General features: G+C 54.0%; 21 protein-coding genes. 16 read left to right on the top strand and 5 right to left on the bottom strand.

What is annotated here, in order from left to right; all coding sequences use genetic code 11:
• Window positions 1–5: 5 nt before the first annotated feature.
• The 6 genes from lepB to acpS all read left to right on the top strand — a co-directional run bounded on the left by lepB (window position 6) and on the right by acpS (window position 4,697).
• Window positions 6–980 carry a signal peptidase I gene (gene lepB, locus OGY06_RS11280; RefSeq protein ID WP_003835329.1) on the top strand — a complete coding sequence of 325 codons (975 nt, stop codon included), beginning with the start codon at window positions 6–8 and terminating at the stop codon, window positions 978–980.
• Window positions 981–1,249: 269 nt separating this feature from the next.
• Window positions 1,250–1,930: a ribonuclease III gene (gene rnc, locus OGY06_RS11275; RefSeq protein ID WP_003037579.1), complete on the top strand. Its 681-nt coding sequence runs from the start codon at window positions 1,250–1,252 to the stop codon at window positions 1,928–1,930.
• Window positions 1,927–2,832, top strand: a complete 906-nt coding sequence (gene era / locus OGY06_RS11270) for a GTPase Era (RefSeq protein WP_003037581.1) — start codon at window positions 1,927–1,929, stop codon at window positions 2,830–2,832. Before rnc ends, era begins: the two co-directional genes overlap by 4 nt.
• Before the next feature lie 27 nt (window positions 2,833–2,859).
• Window positions 2,860–3,570 carry a DNA repair protein RecO gene (recO, locus tag OGY06_RS11265; protein ID WP_008785495.1) on the top strand — a complete coding sequence of 237 codons (711 nt, stop codon included), beginning with the start codon at window positions 2,860–2,862 and terminating at the stop codon, window positions 3,568–3,570.
• A 15-nt stretch (window positions 3,571–3,585) separates the two neighbouring features.
• Window positions 3,586–4,317 carry a pyridoxine 5'-phosphate synthase gene (gene pdxJ, locus OGY06_RS11260; RefSeq protein ID WP_003835325.1) on the top strand — a complete coding sequence of 244 codons (732 nt, stop codon included), beginning with the start codon at window positions 3,586–3,588 and terminating at the stop codon, window positions 4,315–4,317.
• Window positions 4,317–4,697 (top strand): holo-ACP synthase, encoded by a 381-nt coding sequence (gene acpS, locus OGY06_RS11255; RefSeq protein ID WP_003037588.1) that lies wholly within the window; start codon window positions 4,317–4,319, stop codon window positions 4,695–4,697. Before pdxJ ends, acpS begins: the two co-directional genes overlap by 1 nt.
• Window positions 4,698–4,803: 106 nt before the next feature.
• On the opposite strand, the gene OGY06_RS11250 is transcribed toward acpS, so the two are convergent.
• Complete coding sequence (locus tag OGY06_RS11250; protein WP_003037590.1) at window positions 4,804–5,064, bottom strand: YfhL family 4Fe-4S dicluster ferredoxin; 261 nt, start codon at window positions 5,062–5,064, stop codon at window positions 4,804–4,806.
• A 55-nt stretch (window positions 5,065–5,119) separates the two neighbouring features.
• Window positions 5,120–5,968 (bottom strand): MurR/RpiR family transcriptional regulator, encoded by an 849-nt coding sequence (locus OGY06_RS11245; RefSeq protein WP_003835318.1) that lies wholly within the window; start codon window positions 5,966–5,968, stop codon window positions 5,120–5,122.
• A gap of 117 nt (window positions 5,969–6,085) precedes the next feature.
• On the opposite strand from OGY06_RS11245, the gene murQ reads away from it, so the two are divergent.
• Genes murQ through tadA form a run of 4 tightly spaced genes read left to right on the top strand, consistent with a single transcriptional unit; the run spans window position 6,086 to window position 9,557 of the window.
• Entirely contained in the window at window positions 6,086–6,979 is an 894-nt protein-coding gene (gene murQ / locus OGY06_RS11240; protein ID WP_286605325.1) for an N-acetylmuramic acid 6-phosphate etherase, read from the top strand.
• Between the two features lie 9 nt (window positions 6,980–6,988).
• Complete coding sequence (locus tag OGY06_RS11235; protein ID WP_003835315.1) at window positions 6,989–8,353, top strand: PTS transporter subunit EIIC; 1,365 nt, start codon at window positions 6,989–6,991, stop codon at window positions 8,351–8,353.
• Between the two features lie 3 nt (window positions 8,354–8,356).
• Entirely contained in the window at window positions 8,357–8,992 is a 636-nt protein-coding gene (gene yfhb, locus OGY06_RS11230) for a phosphatidylglycerophosphatase C (protein WP_003835313.1), read from the top strand.
• Between the two features lie 28 nt (window positions 8,993–9,020).
• Window positions 9,021–9,557 carry a tRNA adenosine(34) deaminase TadA gene (tadA, locus tag OGY06_RS11225; protein WP_071845284.1) on the top strand — a complete coding sequence of 179 codons (537 nt, stop codon included), beginning with the start codon at window positions 9,021–9,023 and terminating at the stop codon, window positions 9,555–9,557.
• Window positions 9,558–9,597: 40 nt separating this feature from the next.
• Here tadA and mltF read toward each other — a convergent pair whose 3' ends face one another.
• Entirely contained in the window at window positions 9,598–11,148 is a 1,551-nt protein-coding gene (gene mltF, locus OGY06_RS11220; protein WP_003835310.1) for a membrane-bound lytic murein transglycosylase MltF, read from the bottom strand.
• 257 nt (window positions 11,149–11,405) lie between these two features.
• Between mltF and purL the strand changes: the two genes are divergently transcribed.
• The 5 genes from purL (at window position 11,406) to glnB (ending at window position 19,872) form a co-directional block, all read left to right on the top strand.
• Window positions 11,406–15,293 (top strand): phosphoribosylformylglycinamidine synthase, encoded by a 3,888-nt coding sequence (gene purL / locus OGY06_RS11215; RefSeq protein WP_286605322.1) that lies wholly within the window; start codon window positions 11,406–11,408, stop codon window positions 15,291–15,293.
• 649 nt (window positions 15,294–15,942) lie between these two features.
• Window positions 15,943–17,373: a two component system sensor histidine kinase QseE/GlrK gene (qseE, locus tag OGY06_RS11210; RefSeq protein ID WP_125112766.1), complete on the top strand. Its 1,431-nt coding sequence runs from the start codon at window positions 15,943–15,945 to the stop codon at window positions 17,371–17,373.
• A gap of 22 nt (window positions 17,374–17,395) precedes the next feature.
• Window positions 17,396–18,139 carry a two-component system QseEF-associated lipoprotein QseG gene (gene qseG / locus OGY06_RS11205; RefSeq protein WP_286605320.1) on the top strand — a complete coding sequence of 248 codons (744 nt, stop codon included), beginning with the start codon at window positions 17,396–17,398 and terminating at the stop codon, window positions 18,137–18,139.
• A complete protein-coding gene (glrR, locus tag OGY06_RS11200; RefSeq protein WP_304502732.1) occupies window positions 18,139–19,473 on the top strand; it encodes a two-component system response regulator GlrR in 1,335 nt (444 codons plus the stop codon). The genes qseG and glrR overlap by 1 nt, the downstream gene beginning before the upstream one ends.
• 60 nt (window positions 19,474–19,533) lie before the next feature.
• Window positions 19,534–19,872 carry a nitrogen regulatory protein P-II gene (glnB, locus tag OGY06_RS11195; RefSeq protein WP_002914032.1) on the top strand — a complete coding sequence of 113 codons (339 nt, stop codon included), beginning with the start codon at window positions 19,534–19,536 and terminating at the stop codon, window positions 19,870–19,872.
• Window positions 19,873–19,973: 101 nt separating this feature from the next.
• Here the strand turns inward: glnB and hmpA are convergent, their stop codons facing one another.
• On the bottom strand, window positions 19,974–21,164 hold the full coding sequence (gene hmpA, locus OGY06_RS11190) for an NO-inducible flavohemoprotein (RefSeq protein ID WP_003835279.1): 1,191 nt from the start codon (window positions 21,162–21,164) through the stop codon (window positions 19,974–19,976).
• A 325-nt stretch (window positions 21,165–21,489) separates the two neighbouring features.
• Between hmpA and glyA the strand changes: the two genes are divergently transcribed.
• Window positions 21,490–22,743, top strand: a complete 1,254-nt coding sequence (glyA, locus tag OGY06_RS11185) for a serine hydroxymethyltransferase (RefSeq protein ID WP_003835277.1) — start codon at window positions 21,490–21,492, stop codon at window positions 22,741–22,743.
• 92 nt (window positions 22,744–22,835) lie between these two features.
• Here the strand turns inward: glyA and hcaD are convergent, their stop codons facing one another.
• Window positions 22,836–24,038 (bottom strand): phenylpropionate dioxygenase ferredoxin reductase subunit, encoded by a 1,203-nt coding sequence (hcaD, locus tag OGY06_RS11180; protein WP_003835275.1) that lies wholly within the window; start codon window positions 24,036–24,038, stop codon window positions 22,836–22,838.
• Between the last annotated feature and the right edge of the window lie 2 nt (window positions 24,039–24,040).

Genomic DNA, 24,040 nt, shown 5'->3' with positions numbered 1-24,040 from the left:
TTGGCATGGCGAACATGTTTGCCCTGATTCTGGTGATTGCCACACTGGTGACGGGCATTTTATGGTGCGTAGATAAATTCATCTTCGCGCCAAAGCGCCGGGAGCGTCAGGCAGCAGCGCAAGCTGCTGCAGGTGATTCACTGGATAAAGCTACGCTGAAAAAAGTGGCACCTAAGCCAGGCTGGCTGGAAACCGGGGCGTCCGTTTTCCCGGTACTGGCGATTGTGCTGGTGGTGCGTTCATTTATCTATGAACCATTCCAGATCCCGTCAGGTTCGATGATGCCGACGCTGCTTATCGGTGACTTTATCCTGGTGGAGAAATTCGCCTACGGGATTAAAGATCCGATTTACCAGAAAACGTTGATCGAAACCGGTCATCCGAAACGCGGTGATATTGTGGTGTTTAAATACCCGGAAGACCCGCGTCTGGACTACATTAAACGTGCTGTCGGTTTACCGGGAGACAAAGTAACGTACGATCCAGTGGCGAAAGAGGTGACTATTCAGCCAGGATGCCGTTCCGGTCAGGCGTGTGAAAACGCGTTGCCGGTAACGTACTCTGATGTTCAGCCAAGTGATTTTGTACAGACCTTTGCTCGTCGTAACGGCGGTGAAGCGACCAGCGGCTTCTTTGAAGTTCCGCTGAACGAAACGAAAGAGAACGGTATTCGCCTTTCTGAGCGTAAAGAAACGCTGGGTGAGGTTACGCACCGCATTCTGACCGTGCCGATTGCGCAGGATCAGGTGGGGATGTATTACCGTCAACCTGGTCAGCCGTTGGCAACCTGGATCGTTCCGCCGGGACACTACTTCATGATGGGTGATAACCGTGATAACAGCGCGGACAGCCGTTACTGGGGATTTGTACCGGAAGCGAATCTGGTTGGTAAAGCGACCGCTATCTGGATGAGTTTCGATAAGCAAGAAGGTGAATGGCCGACCGGTGTGCGTTTAAGCCGTATTGGTGGCATTCACTAATCACCGATAATTGTTCACGTTGTCGTCATTACGGCGGCAGCGTGAATTATTTCTCGGATAAATTCCCGCAGACTAACGACATCCCTTGTCGTTGTGTATAGAATATTCCCCCGAAGTTTTAGGTTGGCACCGACAGGTTGCCACGGCACACGAAACAGCGTTGGTTTGTATACAAAAGCATGCAGGCGAAGCCGGATGGCTCAGCGAAGTGCGTATATCAGGTCTGTTTCGTGTGCTGAATTGTTGACGCATTCATTTATTGGTATCGCATGAACCCCATCGTAATTAATCGGCTTCAACGGAAGCTGGGCTACACTTTTAATCATCAGGAGCTGTTGCAGCAGGCATTAACTCACCGGAGCGCCAGCAGCAAACATAACGAGCGTTTAGAATTTTTAGGCGACTCTATTTTGAGCTTTGTTATCGCTAATGCGCTGTATCACCGTTTCCCGCGTGTGGATGAAGGTGATATGAGTCGCATGCGCGCGACGCTGGTTCGCGGCAATACGCTGGCAGAATTAGCCCGTGAGTTTGACCTCGGTGAATGTTTACGTTTGGGGCCTGGTGAGCTGAAAAGCGGCGGCTTCCGTCGTGAATCAATCCTGGCGGATACCGTTGAAGCTTTGATCGGCGGCGTCTTCCTCGACAGCGATATTCAAACCGTTGAGCAATTGATCCTTAACTGGTATCAAACTCGTCTGGATGAAATTAGCCCAGGCGACAAACAAAAAGATCCGAAAACGCGCCTGCAGGAATATTTGCAGGGTCGCCACCTGCCTCTGCCGTCTTATTTGGTGGTGCAGGTCCGTGGTGAAGCGCACGATCAAGAATTTACTATCCACTGCCAGGTCAGCGGCCTGAGTGAACCGGTGGTTGGCACAGGTTCGAGCCGTCGTAAGGCTGAGCAGGCTGCCGCCGAACAGGCGTTGAAAAAACTGGAGCTGGAATGAGCGAAGAGAAAACCTACTGCGGATTTATTGCTATCGTCGGTCGCCCGAACGTCGGCAAATCCACCCTGTTGAATAATCTGCTTGGGCAGAAGATTTCTATTACCTCACGTAAGGCTCAGACAACACGTCACCGTATTGTTGGCATCCATACCGAAGGCGCGTATCAGGCGATTTATGTTGATACCCCGGGTCTGCATATGGAAGAAAAACGGGCTATTAACCGCCTGATGAACAAAGCGGCGAGCAGCTCGATCGGTGATGTTGAACTGGTTATTTTCGTTGTCGAAGGCACCCGCTGGACGCCGGACGACGAAATGGTGCTCAACAAGCTGCGTGATGGCAAAGCCCCGGTTATTCTGGCCGTCAACAAAGTCGACAACGTTCAGGAAAAAGCCGATCTGCTGCCGCACCTGCAGTTCCTGGCAAGCCAGATGAACTTCCTTGATATCGTACCGATTTCTGCCGAAACCGGCTTGAATGTCGATACCGTTGCGGGCATCGTGCGTAAGCATTTGCCGGAAGCTATTCATCACTTCCCGGAAGATTACATCACCGACCGTTCTCAGCGCTTTATGGCCTCTGAAATCATCCGTGAAAAGCTGATGCGTTTTCTGGGTGCTGAACTGCCGTACTCCGTTACCGTGGAGATTGAGCGTTTTATCTCTAACGAACGCGGCGGCTACGACATTAACGGCCTGATCCTCGTCGAACGTGAAGGGCAGAAGAAGATGGTTATTGGCAACAAAGGGGCCAAGATTAAAACCATCGGCATCGAAGCGCGTAAAGACATGCAGGAGATGTTCGAAGCGCCCGTTCACCTCGAACTGTGGGTGAAAGTGAAATCCGGCTGGGCCGATGACGAACGCGCGCTGCGTAGCCTCGGTTACGGCGACGACGTCTAAACACATCTTCTGAAACACGGCGAGTATATGGAAGGATGGCAACGCGCTTTTGTCCTGCATAGTCGCCCCTGGAGCGAAACCAGTCTCGTGCTGGATGTCTTCACGGAAGAGTCGGGTCGCGTGCGCCTGGTGGCTAAAGGCGCACGTTCCAAACGCTCCAATCTTAAAGGCGCACTCCAGCCTTTTACCCCGTTGTTGCTTCGCTTTGGTGGACGTGGCGAGGTCAAAACCTTGCGCAGCGCCGAAGCCGTTTCTCTGGCACTCCCCCTTAGCGGAATCACGCTGTACAGCGGCTTGTATATTAACGAGCTTATCTCGCGCGTACTCGAATACGAAACCCGCTTTTCTGCACTCTTTTTCGATTACCTGAACTGTATTCAGGCGCTGGCTGGCGCCACGGGTTCGCCAGAACCTGCGTTGCGTCGCTTTGAGCTGGCCTTACTTGGTCATCTGGGGTATGGCGTCGATTTTACCCACTGTGCAGGCAGCGGCGAGCCGGTAGACGACACCATGACCTATCGCTACCGGGAAGAAAAAGGGTTTATCGCCAGCGTAGTGATTGATAACGCCACCTTTACCGGACGCCATCTGAAAGCACTCGAATCGCGGGAATTTCCGGATGCTGATACGCTTCGCGCCGCGAAACGCTTTACCCGCATGGCGTTAAAGCCGTATCTTGGTGGTAAGCCCTTAAAGAGCCGCGAATTATTCCGGCAGTTTATGCCGAAGCGAAAATAAAAAACGAGGATTGTCATGGCCGAATTACTATTAGGCGTCAACATTGACCACATTGCCACTTTACGTAATGCACGCGGTACCGCATATCCGGACCCGGTTCAGGCAGCGTTTATCGTTGAACAGGCGGGCGCGGACGGTATTACCGTACACCTGCGTGAAGACCGTCGTCATATCACCGACCGTGACGTACGTATTTTGCGCCAGACGCTGGATACGCGCATGAATCTGGAAATGGCCGTCACCGAAGAGATGCTGTCGATTGCCGTTGAGACTAAGCCGCATTTTTGCTGCCTGGTGCCGGAAAAACGTCAGGAAGTTACCACTGAAGGTGGGCTGGACGTCGCCGGCCAGCGTGACAAGATGCGCGATGCCTGCAAACGTCTGGCGGACGCAGGCATTCTGGTTTCGCTGTTTATCGATGCCGATGAAGAGCAGATTAAGGCCGCTGCGGAAGTTGGCGCACCGTTTATTGAAATTCACACCGGCTGTTACGCCGATGCGAAAACCGACGCAGAACAGGCCAGCGAACTGGCGCGTATCGCCAAAGCGGCGACTTTTGCTGCAAGCCTTGGCCTGAAGGTGAATGCGGGTCACGGTCTGACGTATCACAACGTTAAAGCTATCGCGCGGATCCCGGAAATGCACGAGCTGAATATTGGCCATGCCATTATCGGACGTGCGGTGATGAGCGGCCTGAAAGAGGCCGTAGTCGAAATGAAGCGCCTGATGCTGGAAGCGCGTGGCTAATGGCGATTCTGGGATTAGGTACGGATATCGTGGAGATTGCCCGCATCGAAGCGGTGATCTCCCGTTCCGGCGACCGCCTGGCAAGACGTGTGCTCAGCGACAACGAATGGGCAATCTGGGAAACGCATCAGCAGCCGGTGCGTTTTCTGGCGAAGCGTTTTGCAGTCAAAGAGGCGGCAGCAAAAGCCTTTGGCACGGGTATTCGCAATGGGCTGGCGTTTAATCAGTTTGAAGTCTTTAATGATGAACTCGGTAAGCCGCGTCTGCGATTATGGGGAGAGGCGTTAAAACTGGCGGAAAAACTCGGCGTTGCGCACATGCATGTGACGCTGGCCGATGAGCGTCACTACGCCTGCGCCACGGTGATTATCGAAAGTTAGATTCAGGACGTTGCCGGATGGCGACGCGTAGCGTCTTATCCGGCCTACGGGTTATGCGTTTGTTGCAGGGGCAGGGTAGGAGCTTCATCGCCAGATGGCGACGCGGCTAAAGTTTATCGGCGTGGTGCATCAGCACAAACTTATCCCACAGCTGCTCTTCTGTTTCGACATGCGCCGGATCTTTCAAAATAGTATTGGGAATAGGGCACACCTTCTGGCAGGTTGGCGTGTCGTAATGGCCTACGCATTCCGTACACTTATCGCTGTTAATCTCGTAAATGCTATCACCCATCGAAATCGCCTCATTCGGGCATTCGGGCTCGCACATATCGCAATTGATACACTTTTTAGTGATTAACAGGGCCATCAGGAAACTCTCAAAACATCACAAATCGGGCGGGCATTATACGCGCATTCTTTGCTCAGACCAGTTTTTTTACCAGGGCCTCACTGTGGCGAATACGTTCCGGGGCATGCTCCAGATCCTGCTGCACCAGCGCCATAAACAGTAAATCAGTGAGCATCATTTGCGCATGGGTGGAGGAAATCGCTGCGCTGCGCGTGGCCTGCTCCTCGGCAATGGTGTACAGACAATGACTTGCCCGTTGCTGCAGGGCGTTCGGTGTGAATCCGGTGATGGCGAGGATTTTCGCGCCGGTGCGCAACGTTTCATCCGCAGCCAGGTTGAGCTCTCGACGCTCTCCGGTATACGAAATGGCCAGCAGTAGATCGTTAGGCGAAAGCGCCTGCACCGTCGCCAGTAGGGCGTGCATATCGCGTTCCACCACCGCGTTAAAACCAATCTTCAGCAGCTTCCAGGCAAAATTCTGTGCCACCAGACCCGATGCGCCAATCCCGGTCACGATAATGCGGCGGGCTGAACGCAGCATCGTGACGCTCTCCATCAGTTTCTCTTCGCTGTTGACGTCCAGTGTCGCATGCATCGCCGCCACGTTCTCTTTAATCAGTTTCTCGCCTACCATTCGCATCGGGTCGTCACCGCGAATCTGATTATGTACCGGAATGGAATGGGGATTGGGATTGCTGGCCAATGCTTCGCTAATCGCCAGTTTGAGTGCCGGGAATCCTTTAAAGCCCATCTTTTGCGCGAATTTCACCACGCTGGACTGGCTGACGCCCGCTTCAAAGGCCAGCTGTTGTGAACTGAGGTGACGCGCAGCATCCGGTTGAGCAAGAAGATAATCCGCAAGCTTTTTATCGCTTTGCGCGAGATCCGGATAACGCTGACGAATGCGAATTAAACAGTTCATGCTTTCTCCTGGCGAAAATGTGATGGCGATTACAAAACAAAATATCACTCGCCTTAGTGAATATAATATTCCATTATGACAGATTATTATGAATTAAAAATTCCTAAGGAACAAAAAATGAATCTCGGTGCGTTAGTTTCAGAAACCCGCAATCCTCAGACCATGGATCTGGATGCGCTCTCCACTCTGGAGTTGGTTCATCGTTTTAATCAACAGGATACGCTGGTAGCTGAAGCAGTAAAAGCAACTCTTCCTGAAGTTGCGCGCGCGGTTGATGCGGCAGCTGATGCGCTAAAAGCCGGTGGACGCATTATTTACATGGGAGCAGGTACCAGTGGGCGTCTTGGGGTGCTGGACGCGTCTGAATGCCCGCCAACCTTCGGCGTTCCGCACGGTCTGGTGGTTGGGCTGATTGCCGGGGGACCGGGTGCGCTGCTTAAGGCCGTAGAAGGCGTAGAAGATAACCCGCAGCTAGGTGAAGACGATCTGCGTACGCTTAATCTTACCGCACAGGATCTGGTGGTGGGGCTGGCTGCTTCTGGTCGTACGCCGTATGTCATTGGTGGGTTGAAATATGCGCGTTCGGTGGGCTGTACGACGGCGGCTATTTCATGCAATCCGGATTCCCCTATCGCGCATGAAGCGGACATTGCCATTTCTCCGGTGGTGGGGCCAGAGGCGCTGACCGGGTCAACACGACTGAAATCCGGCACCGCGCAAAAGCTGGTGCTCAATATGATCTCCACCGGCGCGATGGTGAAATTTGGCAAGGTGTACCAGAACCTGATGGTGGATATGCAGGCAACCAACGTCAAACTGGTCGATCGGGCGTGCCGTATGGTGGTTGAAGCCACCGGCATTGCGCGTGCTCAAGCTGAAACGCTGCTGAAGCAGACGGATTATGATGTTAAGCCGGCTATATTAATGGCGCTCACCGGCCTGGATGCTGCTGCCGCCCGCGAAAAACTTGCCGCTCACCAGGGTTTTTTACGCGCGGCGTTAGAACACTAAGAGGTGTATATGGATAAGACGGCGTTGCTGGCCAGCGACATCCTGCTGGGCGTTGGCGGAGAGAACAATATTCTGCGTCTGGAAAACTGTATGACCCGTGTCAGGGTGGAAGTTCAGGATGACGGGCAGATCGATATTCCCCGCCTCAGGCAACTGCCCGGCGTTAGCGGCTACGTGAAGCAGGGCGCACAGCACCAGATTATTGTCGGTCCCGGTAAAGCAGCCAAAGTGGTGGATGCCATGCGTTCCCTGATTGCCGATGGCGGCGAGCGAGCAGGTGCCAATGATATTGAGCGCACCAAGTCAGAGGCCAAAGCGAAGTACAAAGCGCCGATGAGCGATGCGCTGCGTAAGCTGGCGAACGTCTTTATCCCTCTTATTCCGGCGTTTATCGCCTCCGGTTTGATTACCGGCATTATTAACATCCTTAAGCGCCCGGATATCGTGGGGGATTTTGCGACCCACTATCCAAATATGCTGGGGTTGATGGGCATATTTGGCAGCGCCGTATTTGCCATTATGAATATTCTGGTCGGGGTGAATACCGCCAAAGTTTTCGGTGGTTCCCTGGCAATGGGCGGGGTGATGGCGGGGATCCTCTCCAGCCCTCAGCTGGCGCAAATTACCCTGTTTGGCGAAGCGTTGCAGCCGGGGCGCGGTGGGGTGATCGCGGTATTGCTGGTGGTTGCGCTGATGTGCTGGATCGAACGTAAATTCCGCACGCTGTTGCCAGAATCACTGGAGCTTATCCTTAACCCGCTGCTGACCACCATCATTACCGGCGTAATCGCGATTGTGGCGCTGCAACCGCTTGGCGGATGGATTTCTGAATCTATCGCTCACGGCGCATCCTGGGCTATCGATCGCGGCGGTTTTCTGGTCGGTGCCGTGCTGGCGGGAACCTTCCTGCCGTTGGTACTTACCGGGCTTCATCAGGGATTGGTGCCCATCCATGTTGAACTGGTCCAGGCGCACGGTTATAACGCGCTCTTTCCGATCCTGGCGATGGCGGGCGTTGGGCAAATAGGTGCTGCGATTGCGGTTTTGATGAAAACCCGCAATGCGCGGCTAAAGAAAGTGATCAAAGGGGCGCTACCGGTCGGACTGCTGGGGATTGGCGAGCCGCTGATTTTTGGCGTAACGCTGCCGTTGGGTAAGCCGTTTATCGGTGCCTGTCTTGGCGGCGCGGTAGGTGGGGCGCTGATTAGCTACTGGAAGGTGGCGACGGTCATCACCTTTGGCATCTCCGGATTACCGCTGGCACTGACGATTGTTGCCGGAAAAGTGATGTTCTATCTGTTAGGCTATCTGGTAGCAGTTTTCGCCGGGTTCTTGTTTACCTGGCTATTGGGATTCACTGATCCAGAGGAATAAGGTTTGACCAATCACCAGCGCCGCGTTGTCTTTTTTGATTTGGATGGCACGTTACACCAGCAGGATATGTTCGGTAGTTTTATTCGTTATCTGCTGCGTCGCCAGCCGCTGAACGCGTTGCTTGTGCTGCCTCTGTTACCGGTGATTGCGCTGGCGTTGCTGATAAAAGGACGTGCCGCCCGCTGGCCAATGAGCCTGCTGTTATGGGGATGCACTTTTGGCCGCAGCGAGGCGTGTCTGAAAGCGCATCAGGCCGACTTTGTGCGCTGGTTTCGCAGTAACGTGACAGCGTTTCCGCTCGTGCAGCAGCGGCTGACAACCTACCTGTTAAGCTCTGACGCTGATATCTGGCTTATTACCGGCTCTCCACAGTCACTGGTCGAGCAGGTTTACTTTGATACTCCATGGCTACCGCGAGTTAATCTGATTGCCAGCAAAATGGCGCGGGGATACGGCGGCTGGGTACTGACTCTGCGCTGTCTGGGCCATGAGAAAGTGACACAACTGGAACGCCACATTGGCGCGCCGCTACAGCTTTACAGTGGCTATAGTGACAGTAATCAGGACAATCCGCTGCTCTCTTTTTGCCAGCATCGCTGGCGCGTCACGCCGCGCGGAGAGCTTCAGCAACTCGAATAGCCAACGCACATGCAATTTGAAGTATGACGTGTATAATGCGCCCGCTTTGATTACTGGAGTTACCCCTTTGTCAGATGTTGAATTTAGCCACGAATACTGGATGCGTCATGCTTTAACGCTGGCTAAGCGCGCCTGGGATGAGCGTGAAGTCCCGGTGGGTGCGGTATTGGTACATAACAACCGAGTGATTGGCGAAGGCTGGAACCGCCCGATAGGTCATCATGATCCGACTGCTCATGCTGAGATTATGGCGCTGCGTCAGGGCGGCCTGGTGCTGCAAAACTACCGCCTGTTAGATGCCACGCTGTACGTCACTCTGGAACCGTGCGTGATGTGCGCTGGCGCGATGGTGCACAGCCGTATCGGTCGGGTCGTTTTTGGCGCGCGCGATGCGAAAACCGGGGCTGCAGGGTCATTAATGGATGTGCTGCATCACCCTGGAATGAATCATCGGGTTGAAGTGACCGAAGGGGTACTGCGGGATGAATGCGCCACGCTGCTCAGTGATTTCTTCCGCATGCGCCGGCAGGAAATTAAGGCCCTGAAAAAATCCGCTAATCAGTAACTCTCAGCCTGGTGGTGCTGCGCTTATCAGGCTACCAGGACTACTTTCCCTCTTTTTTCTGCGGTGAAAACAGCAGGGAAGGCGAGTGCGACAGGTAGTTTGACGACGTCTGAGACAGAAACGCCGAAAGCGGGAATTCATCTTTACCTATTAGCTCTGCGGGCGTCACCGCCGGGTAATCCTGCGCCAGTTGCTGCGTTTCTAGCGCCTGTTTTTCTTTCTCTTGCAGATATCCCACCAGGCTAATCTGGTATTTACGGATGTTTTCCACATAGGCGTAGGCTTCGTGGCCACGCGCATAACCATAGGTCAACTTATTGTAATACGGCTTTTGGCTAAGCAGCGGTAGTCGCTGTTTTACGTCGGACCAACTGTTCGGATTGCCTTTGGTTTTCACCGTCAGCGCCCGTGCGTCCAGCATGTGCGCATAACCCATATTGTAGGCTGCAAGCGCAAACCAGATGCGTTCTCCTTCGGGGACGGTATCTGGTACTTTGCTCATCATGTCCTGCAAATATCGCGCGCCGCCGCTGATGCTTTGTTCGGCATCGGTACGGTCGGTCAGCCCAAGACTCTGAGCGGTATTTTTGGTCAGCATCATCAGCCCGCGTACGCCGGTTGGAGAGGTGGCCTGCGCATCCCAGTGTGACTCCTGATATGAGATAGCGGCCAGCAGTCGCCAGTCTATCTCTTGCGCATATTTCTCAAACAGCGGCTTGAGGTCCGGCAACACGCTGTCTACGGCGCGCAAAAAGGAGCGGGTATCGACATAGTCAAAATCATCGCCATGCCCGAGATATTTCTCTTCCAGCCGTGCCAGAGAACCGTCTTCATTCATGGTGTTGAAGAAATCCAGTAGGGCGGCAGATAGCGTGTTGTCATCGTCCAGCCGACTAAACCAGGTCACCGGTTGTTCGTCAGAGACGTCGAGCGCTACGGCCAGCTCAGGATGCACGCGTTGATATAAGCTGATGGCGACAGAATCGGCTATGGTGTAATCCAGCTTTCCGGCGATTACATCATCAAGCAGTTCGGTGGTGCCCTTTTTGTCATCGACTTTCCAGCTCAGATCGGGAAATTTTTTCTCTTTTAGCTGCTGGAGGTCGTTAACTACCACGTGCCCCGGGGCGATAGTCAGCTGGTTTTCGTTCACCGTGGCAAGCGTGCGCGGACGGTATTGCCCAACCCGGTACACCAGCTGTTGTGAAACCGAATAATAGGTCGGGCCGGGCTGGTAATTTTTAACCCGCTCGCTGTTATAGACCAGGCCTGCGGCTAACAGGTCGGCATTGCCGTTATCCAGGTCGTCAAAAAGCTGGCTGATGTTCTGGCGTACGGTAACTTTTAACTTTACGCCTAAGTAGTCGGCAAATTCCTGGGCCAGTTCATAATCCAGACCGAATTTTTTGCCGTTGAGGGTCGCGTAAGTTAATGGCGAATCAAGGGTACTGACGCGCAGCTCTCCCCGCGACTGAATGGCGGCGATACGATTTTCGGCTTTACCGAACCAGGGGATAGATGGCCAAAGGGCCGCTGCCAACAACAGCGTCAATATGCCGATGAACAGATAATTAATCTTTAATTTTTTCAATTAGTTAATTCTCTGAACCGTACGTTGTCTCTGTCTGCTGTGGTGTTGATTAAGAAGTGAAGTCGTCATTAATGAACGGCATTTTGCTTAAACTTGCGTCAGTTGGCAACTTATTCAGAAATCTGACCGCATTTGATGATAAGTGACGGTCGTGATTTTATTTCGACGCAAACGGTTTCGTCGGCGCGGTAGATTCTTTATAATGACGCCCGTTTCCCCCACTTGGGCACACCGAAAGCTTAGAAGACGAGAGACTTATGATGGAAATTCTGCGTGGTTCACCTGCACTGTCTGCATTCCGTATTAACAAACTGCTGGCACGTTTTCAGGCTGCCAACCTCCAGGTCCACAACATTTACGCCGAGTACGTCCATTTTGCCGATCTGAATGCACCGTTAAATGAAGATGAGCACGCGCAGCTTGCACGCCTGCTGAAATATGGTCCTGCTCTGCAAAGCCACGCCCCGGAAGGCAAACTGCTGCTGGTTACGCCTCGCCCTGGCACCATCTCCCCGTGGTCTTCTAAAGCGACTGATATTGCCCACAACTGCGGTCTGCACCAGATTAGCCGCCTGGAACGTGGCATTGCCTGGTATGTAGAAGCCTCTACGCTGACAGCTGAGCAATGGCAGATGGTGGCCGACGAACTGCACGACCGCATGATGGAAACGGTTTTCTCTGCGCTGAACGATGCCGAAAAACTGTTTGCCCATCACCAACCGGCGCCGGTCTCCAGCGTTGATCTACTGGGTGAGGGGCGTCAGGCGCTGATCGACGCTAACCTGCGTCTGGGTCTGGCGCTGGCGGAAGACGAAATTGACTATCTGCAGGATGCGTTCACCAAACTGGGACGTAACCCGAACGATATTGAACTATACATGTTTGCGCAGGCCAACTCTGAGCACTGCCGCCACAAGATTTTTAACGCCGACTGGGTTATCGATGGTAAACAGCAGCCGAAGTCGCTGTTCAAGATGATCAAGAATACCTTCGAAACCACGCCGGACCACGTGCTGTCTGCCTATAAAGACAACGCTGCGGTAATGGAAGGCTCTGAAGTGGGCCGCTATTTTGCCGACCACAAAACCGGCCGCTACGATTTCCATCAGGAACCAGCCCACATCCTGATGAAGGTTGAAACTCACAACCACCCGACGGCCATCTCTCCGTGGCCGGGTGCGGCAACCGGCTCCGGCGGCGAAATCCGCGATGAAGGCGCAACCGGTCGCGGTGCAAAACCGAAAGCCGGGCTGGTGGGTTTCTCCGTTTCCAACCTGCGTATTCCTGGCTTTGAACAGCCGTGGGAAGAAGACTTCGGTAAGCCGGACCGTATTGTTACCGCGCTTGATATCATGACCGAAGGTCCGCTGGGCGGCGCAGCGTTTAACAACGAATTTGGTCGTCCGGCGCTGACCGGCTACTTCCGTACCTATGAAGAAAAGGTCAACAGCCACAACGGCGAAGAGCTGCGCGGTTACCATAAACCGATCATGCTGGCAGGCGGGATCGGTAACATCCGTGCCGATCACGTGCAGAAGGGCGAGATCGTCGTTGGCGCTAAGCTTATCGTCCTCGGCGGCCCGGCGATGAACATCGGTCTTGGCGGCGGGGCAGCCTCCTCTATGGCTTCCGGCCAGTCTGATGCCGATCTTGATTTCGCTTCCGTACAGCGTGACAACCCGGAAATGGAACGTCGTTGCCAGGAAGTTATCGACCGTTGCTGGCAGATGGGTGATGCGAACCCGATTCTGTTTATCCATGACGTTGGCGCGGGTGGACTGTCTAACGCTATGCCGGAGCTGGTAAGCGATGGCGGTCGCGGCGGTAAGTTCCAGCTGCGCGATATCCTCAGCGACGAGCCGGGTATGAGTCCGCTGGAAATCTGGTGTAACGAATCCCAGGAACGCTACGTGCTGGCGGTTGCTGCCGATCAATTGCCGCTGTTTGACGAACTGTGTAAGCGCGAGCGCGCGCCGTATGCGGTGATTGGTGAAGCTACCGAAGAACAGCATCTGACCTTGAGCGACAGCCACTTCGACAACCAGCCGATCGACATGCCGCTCGATGTGCTGCTGGGTAAAACACCGAAAATGACCCGCGATGTGCAGACGCTGAAAGCCAAAGGCGATGCCCTGAATCGTGACGAAATCTCGATTGCAGATGCGGTTAACCGCGTGCTGCATCTGCCGACTGTCGCGGAGAAAACGTTCCTCGTGACCATCGGTGACCGTACCGTTACCGGTATGGTTGCGCGTGACCAGATGGTTGGTCCATGGCAGATCCCGGTCGCCAACTGCGCGGTCACTACCGCAAGCCTCGATAGCTACTACGGCGAAGCGATGTCTATCGGCGAGCGCGCGCCGGTTGCGCTACTGGACTTCTCTGCCTCTGCGCGTCTGGCTGTCGGTGAAGCGCTGACCAACATTGCGGCAACGCAGATTGGCGACATCAAACGTATTAAGCTGTCGGCAAACTGGATGGCGGCTGCGGGTCACCCTGGTGAAGATGCTGGCCTGTACGAAGCAGTAAAAGCCGTCGGGGAAGAGCTATGCCCGGCGCTCGGCCTGACCATTCCAGTGGGCAAAGACTCTATGTCGATGAAAACCCGCTGGCAGGAAGGTAACGAGCAGCGTGAAATGACCTCGCCACTGTCGCTGGTGATCACCGCCTTTGCCCGCGTGGAAGATGTGCGCCACACCATTACCCCGCAGCTCTCTACTGAAGACAACGCCCTGCTGCTGATTGACCTCGGTCTTGGTCACAATGCGCTGGGCGCTACGTCGCTGGCGCAGGTTTACCGTCAACTGGGTGATAAGCCTGCCGACGTGCGTAACGTTGAGCAACTGAAAGGCTTCTACGATGCGATTCAGGCGCTGGTCGCTGCGCGTAAGCTGCTGGCCTATCATGACCGTTCTGACGGCGGTCTGCTGGTTACGCTGGCGGAAATGGCCTTCGCCGGTCACTGCGGTATTGACGCTGATATCCACTCTCTGGGTGAAGATCGTCTGGCGGCGCTGTTTAACGAAGAACTGGGTGCGGTGATTCAGGTTCGTGCTGCTGAACGGGAGGCGGTGGATGCGATTCTGGCTGCCCACGGCCTGGCAGACTGCGTACACTTCCTCGGTAAAGCCGTTGAAGGCGACCGCTTCAACCTGACCGCTAACGACCAGCCGGTGTTTAGCGAAAGCCGTACTACCCTGCGTATGTGGTGGGCGGAAACCACCTGGCAGATGCAGCGTCTGCGTGATAACCCGGAATGTGCCGATCAGGAACACGACGCTAAAACTAACGATGCGGACCCTGGTCTCAACGTTAAACTGTCGTTTGATATCAACGAAGATGTTGCCGCTCCGTACATCGCCACCGGTGCGCGTCCCAAAGTGGCCGTACTGCGTGAGCAGGGTGTGAACTCCCACGTTGAGATGGCAGCCGCCTTCCACCGTGCGGGTTTCGACGCCATCGATGTGCACATGAGCGACCTGCTGGGCGGACGTATCGGCCTGGGTAATTTCCAGGCGCTGGTGGCCTGCGGCGGTTTCTCTTACGGCGATGTGCTTGGCGCTGGGGAAGGTTGGGCGAAGTCGATTCTGTTCAACAACCGCGTCCGTGATGAGTTCGAAACCTTCTTCCATCGCCCGCAAACGCTGGCTCTCGGCGTGTGTAACGGTTGTCAGATGATGTCTAACCTGCGTGAGCTGATCCCGGGAAGTGACCTGTGGCCGCGCTTTGTGCGTAACCACTCTGACCGCTTTGAAGCCCGCTTCAGCTTGGTCGAAGTGACGCAAAGCCCGTCTTTGCTGCTTGCCGATATGGTGGGGTCGATGATGCCGATTGCCGTTTCTCACGGTGAAGGTCGTGTGGAAGTGCGTGACGGTGCGCATCTGGCTCAGCTTGAGAGCAAAGGTCTGGTGGCGCTGCGCTATGTTGATAACTTTGGTAAGGTGACCGAGACCTATCCGGCTAACCCGAACGGTTCGCCGAACGGTATTACTGCAGTGACCACTGAAAATGGTCGCGTCACCATTATGATGCCGCACCCGGAACGTGTGTTCCGTACCGTGAGCAACTCCTGGCACCCGGAAAACTGGGGCGAGGATAGCCCGTGGATGCGTATTTTCCGCAACGCGCGTAAACAGCTCGGTTAATTCGCGCAATAGTCATCAAGCCCCTCTTCACGAGGGGCTTTTTTTTGTCTGCCGGATGGAACCCGCCTGATGACGCTACGCTTATCAGGTCTACAGGGAAAATGCGGTTGTAGGCCGGATAAGGCGTTCACGCCGACATCCGGCAATAAACTCAGCGCTTGCACCTAAAAGTAAAGTGTCGGGAAATGCCGACATGGACAGGGTTGTGGTGTCGTCAGAAAGAGACGTTTAATTATTTGATTTAATAGGGATTTGTTTTTAATAGCTGCAAGTGTTGCTTATTGGCGACAGAGAGAACAAAAAACAGCCAGAATTGTTATTTGTGAAAATAATAATATTTTTCATACTTATCATTGTGTTAATAAAGTGTTTTGAATATTGGCACAGATGCTGCATAATATTAACCAGTGGCTCATTCACCTTCTTATGTCAGCCCCTTCGGGACGTGCTACATAAACTTCGAATGACGCACAACAAGGTGCCTGCCGTCCAACATCTGATATTAGCATTGCTCATATCAACCTCCGGGCGAAACGTCGAGTTAGGCACCGCCTTATTCCATAACAAAGCCGGGTTAATCCCGGCTTTGTTGTATCTGGCGTTCCCCTCAGTTAGCATCAATCTATTCCTGTCCATTGAGAGTAACGCCTTGAAGCGCTGGTCAGTTTTTCCCCGATCTTTACGTCAATTGGTGACGTTGGCCTTCTTGCTTATCCTGCTGCCGTTGTTAGTTCTGGCCTGGCAGGCATGGCAAAGTCTGAATGCCCTGAGCGCGCAGGCTGCGCTGACCAACCGCACCACGCTGATTGATGCCAGACGCAGCGAGGCGATGACCAACGTCGCGCTGGAGATGGAGCGCAGCTATCGGCAATACTGCGTGCTTGATGACCCAACATTGGCCAGGGTCTACCAAAGCCAGCGTAAACGCTACAGCGACATGCTGGATGCGCATGCGGGGGTGTTGCCGGATACCAAGCTCTACCAGGCGTTGCGTCAGGATCTTAACGATCTCGCGCAGTTGCAGTGTAAAAACAGTGGTCCTGACAGTGTGTCGGCTGCACGACTGGAAGCATTCGCCAATGCCAATACCGAGATGGTGCAAGCGACGCGTACCGTGATCTTTTCTCGTGGGCAGCAGTTACAGCAGGAAATAGCCGAACGTGGGCAGTTTTTTGGCTGGCAGGCACTGGTGCTGTTTCTCGTCAGCCTGGCGATGGTCTTGCTGTTTACCCGCATGATTATCGGTCCGGTGAAGGGCATTGAACGGATGATCAACTGTCTGGGAGAAGGGCGCTCGCTGGGGGATAGCGTATTATTTACCGGGCCACGGGAATTGAGATCCGTGGGGCAGCGTATCATCTGGTTAAGCGAACGCCTCTCCTGGCTTGAGTCGCAACGGCATCAGTTTTTACGCCATCTTTCCCATGAGCTGAAAACACCGCTGGCGAGCATGCGCGAAGGTACCGAATTGTTGGCCGATCAGGTGGTTGGCCCGTTAACAGCGGAGCAAAAAGAGGTGGTCGGTATTCTGGATGACAGCAGCCGCAACCTGCAAAAGCTGATTGAACAACTCCTTGATTACAACCGCAAGCTGGCTGATGACGAGGTGGAACTTGAAAGTGTGGAAATCACGCCGCTGGTGGAAAGCGTTGTTTCTGCGCATAGCCTGCCCGCTCGCGCCAAAATGATACATACTGATGTTGCGCTTGCGGTGAACACCTGCCTGGCAGAACCGATGCTGTTGATGAGCGTGCTGGACAATCTTTATTCCAATGCGGTGCACTATGGTGCTGAATCCGGTAACATTTGGATCCGCAGCAGTTTGCATGGCTCAACGGTATACATCGATGTAATGAATACCGGCACACCGATTCCAGAAGCAGAACAGACCATGATCTTCGAGCCTTTTTTCCAGGGGAGTCATCAGCGAAAAGGGGCGGTAAAAGGAAGCGGGTTGGGGCTAAGCATTGCCAGAGATTGCATCCGCCGTATGCGGGGCAAGCTGTATCTGGTTGATGACCATGCGCAAAACGTTTGTTTTCGCATAGAACTGCCGCTAGCTGCTGCGAAAAATCACTAAAATAAACCTAAGTCTGGTGAGTATGCCATACGTTGTTGTCCGAATGCTTAAACGACATTTTCTTCGTCGCGTCATCCTCGCAAGCCTGCCGTGCCTGGCGCTGGTTGGTTGTGTCCCGGACGCGGTGAATCATATTATCGGCGATCCCTCGCAGGAGAAAATTCCGCCTAATCAACTGGCAGACTACCTTGCAACCGACTGTACGGATATCTGGTCGCTGTCTGGCCAGTCTACAGAAACCAATCCGTTGTACTGGCTGCGGGCGATGGATTGTGCCAATCGCCTGATGCCGGTGCAGGCGCGTAGTGAAGCCAGCACCCTGATGACAGATACCTGGCAGGGCGCTTTCAGGCGTGGGATCCTGCTCGATAATGCCAACATTACGCCGCCTGAAAGGCGGGAGGCTGTTACGCGCCTCGATGCGTTAAGCCCGCAAATTCCGCCGCAGGTACGCCCGCTGTATCAAGTCTGGCGCAGCAGCCAAACGTTGCAGTTGCAGCTTGCCGAAGAGCGTATGCGCTACAGTAAACTCCAGCAGGCGTCCGACAGCGATCTCGATACGCTGCGCCAACAGCAACAGCATTTGCAGTCCCAGCTCGATCTCACGACCCGCAAGCTGGAGAATCTGACCGATATTGAGCGCCAGCTTTCTACGCGCAAACCTGGCGGTAACTACAATCCTGATGCGCTGCACGGGAACGATAAACTCACTACGCCTGATAACGAAGAAGGCGCAGCACCGTCTGCCGATGAGGTTACGCCATGATAAGCCGTAAGCCCGCGCATCTGCTGCTGGTGGATGACGATCCGGGCCTGTTGAAATTACTAGGAATGCGACTGACCAGCGAAGGCTACAGCGTCGTGACCGCGGAAAGTGGGCAGGAAGGGTTACGGGTGCTGAACCGTGAAAAAGTGGATCTGGTTATTAGCGATCTGCGCATGGATGAAATGGACGGCATGCAGCTGTTTACTGAAATCCAGAAAGTACAGCCTGGAATGCCGGTGATTATCCTGACCGCTCACGGCTCCATCCCGGACGCCGTTGCGGCGACCCAGCAAGGGGTGTTCAGTTTTCTCACTAAGCCAGTCGACAAGGACGCGTTGTATCACGCGATTGACGGGGCGCTGGAACAGTCTGCGCCCGCCACCGATGACAGCTGGCGCGAATCTATCGTTACCCGCAGCCCGCTGATGCTACGCCTGCTGGAACAGGCGCGGATGGTGGCGCAATCGGACGTTAGTGTCTTGATCAACGGCCAAAGCGGAACCGGGAAAGAAGTTTTCGCTCAGGCTATTCACAACGCCAGCCCGCGCAGCCAAAAACCTTTCATTGCCATTAACTGCGGCGCGTTGCCGGAACAACTGCTGGAATCAGAACTGTTTGGTCATGCACGGGGGGCTTTTACCGGTGCGGTGAGCAATCGTGAAGGGCTGTTTCAGGCCGCGGAAGGCGGCACGCTGTTTCTCGATGAGATTGGCGATATGCCTGCGCCGTTACAGGTGAAACTGCTGCGCGTATTGCAGGAACGAAAAGTCAGACCGTTGGGCAGTAACCGCGATATCGACATTGATGTGCGGATCGTTTCTGCGACCCACCGCGATTTACCCAAAGCGATGGCTCGGGGTGAATTTCGTGAGGATTTGTACTATCGCCTCAACGTGGTGAGCCTGAAGATCCCTGCGCTGGCCGAGCGTACGGAAGATATTCCGCTGCTGGCGAACCATCTGCTGCGCCAGTCTGCTGAACGGCACAAACCGTTCGTACGCGCCTTTTCAACCGATGCCATGAAGCGGTTAATGACCGCCAGCTGGCCGGGCAACGTGCGTCAGCTGGTCAACGTGATTGAGCAGTGCGTGGCGTTGACCTCTTCGCCGGTGATCAGCGACGCGCTGGTGGAGCAGGCGCTGGAAGGGGAAAACACCGCGCTGCCGACCTTTGTTGAGGCGCGTAACCAGTTTGAGCTCAACTATCTGCGTAAGCTGCTGCAAATCACCAAGGGCAATGTGACCCATGCGGCAAGAATGGCGGGGCGCAACCGCACCGAATTCTATAAATTGCTTTCTCGACACGAGCTGGATGCAAACGATTTCAAAGAATAAATCTGCGGATTATGTTAGCTTTATTCGATCAAAAGACAGGCGACCTTTTCAAGGAATAGCATGAAAAAGATTGATGCGATTATTAAACCCTTCAAGCTGGACGATGTCCGCGAAGCGCTGGCAGAAGTCGGTATTACCGGTATGACGGTAACGGAAGTGAAAGGCTTTGGCCGTCAGAAAGGCCATACCGAGCTGTACCGTGGCGCGGAATATATGGTGGATTTTCTGCCGAAGGTAAAAATTGAAATTGTGGTTACCGACGACATCGTCGATACCTGCGTCGACACCATTATCCGTACTGCCCAGACCGGCAAGATCGGCGACGGTAAGATTTTTGTCTTCGACGTGGCACGCGTTATTCGTATTCGTACCGGTGAAGAAGACGACGCGGCAATCTAAGCCGCGCCGTTAATTTGTAGGCCTGATAAACGTAGCGCATCAGGTCGAGTGATTGCCGGATGGCGGCGTAAACGCCTTATCCGGCCTACTCGCGTAACACATTACAAGACTTTGTGTGGACCGAAGCATTCGTAATGAATGTTCTCGTTTTTCACGCCCAGACCGACCAGCTGCTTCGCGGCGAACTGCATGAAACCAACCGGACCGCACAGATAAAACTGCATCGCCGGATCGCTAATTGCGCTTTCCAGTTTGTTCAAATCCATCAGACCTACGCTATCAAACGCACCTTTCGCGCGATCGACTTCGGTTGGCTCACGATACCAGGTGTGTGCGCTAAAGCGTGGCAGCGTTTTGCCGAGTTCATTGACTTCATCAGCGAAGGCATGCACGTCACCATTTTCTGCCGCGTGGAACCAGTTAACCTGCGCCGTATGCTTCGCTTTTGCCAGCGTATCCAGCATCGCCAACATTGGGGTTTGTCCCACGCCCGCGGAGATCAGAGATACCGGGGTGTCGGTCGCGACGTCCATAAAGAAATCGCCCGCAGGTGCGGCCAGGTGAACAACGTCGCCAACATTGGCATGGTTGTGCAGCCAGGTTGAAACCTGACCACCGTCTTCACGCTTAACCGCAATACGGTAGCCTTTGCCATCGGGTTTACGGGTCAGTGAGTACTGACGAATTTCCTGATGCGGGAAACCTTCTGGCTTCAGCCAGACGCCCAGATATTGCCCCGGATGATATTCAGCTACTGCACCACCGTCGACAGGTTCAAACTCAAAGCTGGTGATAAGTGCGCTGCGTGGAGTTTTTGCCACGATGCGGAAAGGACGGGTACCTTCCCAACCGCCATTTTTATTGGCATTTTCGCTGTAGATTTGCGCTTCACGGTTGATGAAAACGTTCGCCAGAACGCCGTATGCTTTGCCCCATGCATCCAGAACTTCCTGGCCTGGGCTGAACATTTCGTCCAGCGTTGCCAGCAAATGGCCACCTACGATGTTGTACTGCTCGGGTTTAATCTGGAAGCTGGTATGCTTCTGTGCGATTTTCTCAACAGCCGGCAACAGTGCCGCCAGATTTTCGATATTGCTGGCATATGCGGCAATAGCATTAAACAGCGCTTCACGCTGATCGCCATTACGCTGATTACTCATGTTGAAGATTTCTTTCAGCTCTGGGTTATGCGTAAACATGCGGTCGTAGAAATGGGCGGTCAGCTTCGGGCCTGTTTCAACCAGCAGGGGAATGGTGGCTTTCACTGTAGCGATGGTTTGTGCGTCAAGCATACGGTCTTCCTTTATCTGAGACTTTAATGATGTATGTCAAATACATCTTATAAAAAATACCCCTGCATTGTAAATGGTTCTTTGTAACTTTGCGTTGTAAAGGTTACATCGTGAAAAATCTGCATCACAAACCTGAAAAGAAATCCGTTGAAATTCAGCAGACCTTTGTTCTCCAAAGCCTTGCGTACCGCGAAGGTAATCGTTTGCGTAAAATCCTTTGTCAAGACCTGTTATCGAAGAATGATTCGGTTATACTGTTGGCCGAAGTCCTAGGGACTGCCTTTTTAGGCCGAAATTCTATTGTTAGCTGAGTCAGGAGATGCGGATGTTAAAGCGTGAAATGAACATTGCCGATTATGATGCCGAACTGTGGCAGGCTATGGAGCAGGAAAAAGTACGTCAGGAAGAGCACATCGAACTGATCGCCTCCGAAAACTACACCAGCCCGCGTGTTATGCAGGCGCAGGGTTCTCAGCTGACCAACAAATACGCTGAAGGTTATCCGGGCAAGCGCTACTACGGCGGTTGCGAGTACGTTGATATCGTTGAGCAACTGGCTATCGATCGTGCAAAAGAGCTGTTTGGCGCTGACTACGCCAACGTACAGCCGCACTCTGGTTCTCAGGCTAACTTCGCTGTTTACACCGCTCTGCTGCAACCGGGCGATACCGTTCTGGGTATGAACCTGGCACAAGGCGGCCACCTGACTCACGGCTCCCCGGTTAACTTCTCCGGCAAACTGTACAACATCATCCCTTACGGTATTGATGAGTCCGGCAAAATTGACTACGAAGACATGGCGAAGCAGGCCAAAGAGCACAAACCGAAGATGATCATCGGTGGCTTCTCTGCTTACTCCGGCGTTGTTGACTGGGCAAAAATGCGCGAAATCGCCGACAGCATCGGTGCATACCTGTTCGTCGATATGGCGCACGTTGCGGGTCTGATTGCCGCGGGCGTTTATCCGAACCCGGTTCCACACGCACACGTTGTGACCACCACTACCCACAAAACCCTGGCGGGTCCGCGCGGTGGCCTGATCCTGGCGAAAGGCGGTGACGAAGAGCTGTACAAAAAACTGAACTCCGCTGTGTTCCCAAGCGCGCAGGGCGGCCCGCTGATGCACGTGATCGCGGCGAAAGCTGTGGCGCTGAAAGAAGCGATGGAGCCTGAGTTCAAGGTTTACCAACAGCAGGTTGCCAAAAACGCCAAAGCGATGGTGGAAGTGTTCCTGAACCGTGGCTACAAAGTGGTTTCTGGCGGTACTGAAAACCACCTGTTCCTACTGGATCTGGTTGATAAAAACCTGACCGGTAAAGAAGCTGACGCTGCGCTGGGCCGTGCTAACATTACCGTTAACAAAAACAGCGTACCGAACGATCCGAAGAGCCCGTTTGTGACTTCCGGTATCCGTATCGGTTCTCCGGCTGTGACTCGCCGTGGCTTTAAAGAAGCTGAAGTGAAAGAGCTGGCTGGCTGGATGTGTGACGTTCTGGACAACATCAATGACGAAGCTGTTATCGAGCGCGTCAAAGGTAAAGTGCTGGATATCTGTGCACGTTTCCCGGTTTACGCGTAAGTAATACGGATTGCCAGATGGTGGTGTAAACATCTTATCCGGCCTACAGGTAACTCACATGTAGGCCAGATAAACGAAGTGCCATCCGGCAGTTATATTGACTTAAGCAAGATTGTTTCATCGATTAAAGCCGCCACTGGCGGCTTTTTCTTTGCCTGAATCCATTTTCTCAATAAACGTATTTCTCGGCCCTGATTCAACGTTACTGCGCCGACAATCACGTCATCCTGTAGGTTAAACCATATTGCTCTCTGCGCATCTGAATTGCCGCGTATGAGCCAGCTGTCTCCCTGCATTTCGCCAATAAACTGCAAATTATCGCGATATTGATCGGTCCAGAACCAGCCCGGCGTTGCTGCTGGCTGCGGTTGATTGAGCACCGCGGCGGCGGCAACCTGTGCCTGAAAATTGGCGTTTTCCCAGCTTTCGACGCGTACTAACGAACCGTCAGCCTGGCGCGTTATCGCTACGTCACCGGCGGCGAAAATCGCGGGATCGGAGGTGGTGCAGGCGGTATCAACGATAATGCCGTTCGCCGTCTCCAGCCCCGCTTCGCGGGCCAGCATATCGTTCGCCACGATACCGATGCCATAGATCACCGCATCAGCGGTGAGAGTTTCGCCGTTTTGTAGCGTGAGTGAGAGACACTCTCCTGCTTCGACATGCTCAATAGTGCTGTTAAGCAGTACTCGCACGCCCGCAAGTTGGTGGCGGGCTAGCAGATAGTCGCGCACCGGAGCAGGCGCGTTGCGGCCCATGACCGTTGGCGCCAGCTCCACTACCGTCACCTGACAGCCACGTTGAGTCGCGCTGGCCGCCAGTTCCAGACCAATGGTGCCCGCACCGACAATGACAATCGACTTGCCCGGCAATAAATTGTCGCGCAGGCGCTCGGCATCGCCCGCGTGGCGCAGGGTGAAGCAACGATCGCCCAGCTTATCCAGTTGCGGAAGGGGGCGTGCCGCAGCGCCCGTCGCAATCAGTAGCCGATCCCATGGATAACTCTGCCCATTAGCCAGCACCAACTGATGCGTTTGGCGGCCGAGCGTCCGCACAGTAACCCCCAGATGCAGCTGTACGTTGTGTTCCCGCCACCAGTCAGCGGGGAGTATCGGCTGAAGTTGCGGATTGTCGTCCAGTAGCATCGCTTTGGAGAGCGGTGGGCGTTCATAGGGCAGATGTTGCTCATCGGAAAACAGGTGTAATTCGCCGTCAAATCCTTGTTGGCGCAGTGCAGCGGCAGCCATAGCCGCCGACTGACCGCCGCCGACGATAGCGATAGTTTTTGGGTTCATAA

Origin of the sequence: Citrobacter sp. Cpo147 (assembly GCF_030332405.1) — a bacterium.
Lineage (GTDB): Bacteria > Pseudomonadota > Gammaproteobacteria > Enterobacterales > Enterobacteriaceae > Citrobacter > Citrobacter portucalensis.
The sequence above is the reverse complement of the archived record's forward strand: the minus strand, read 5'-3'. Positions and strand labels throughout refer to the sequence as shown.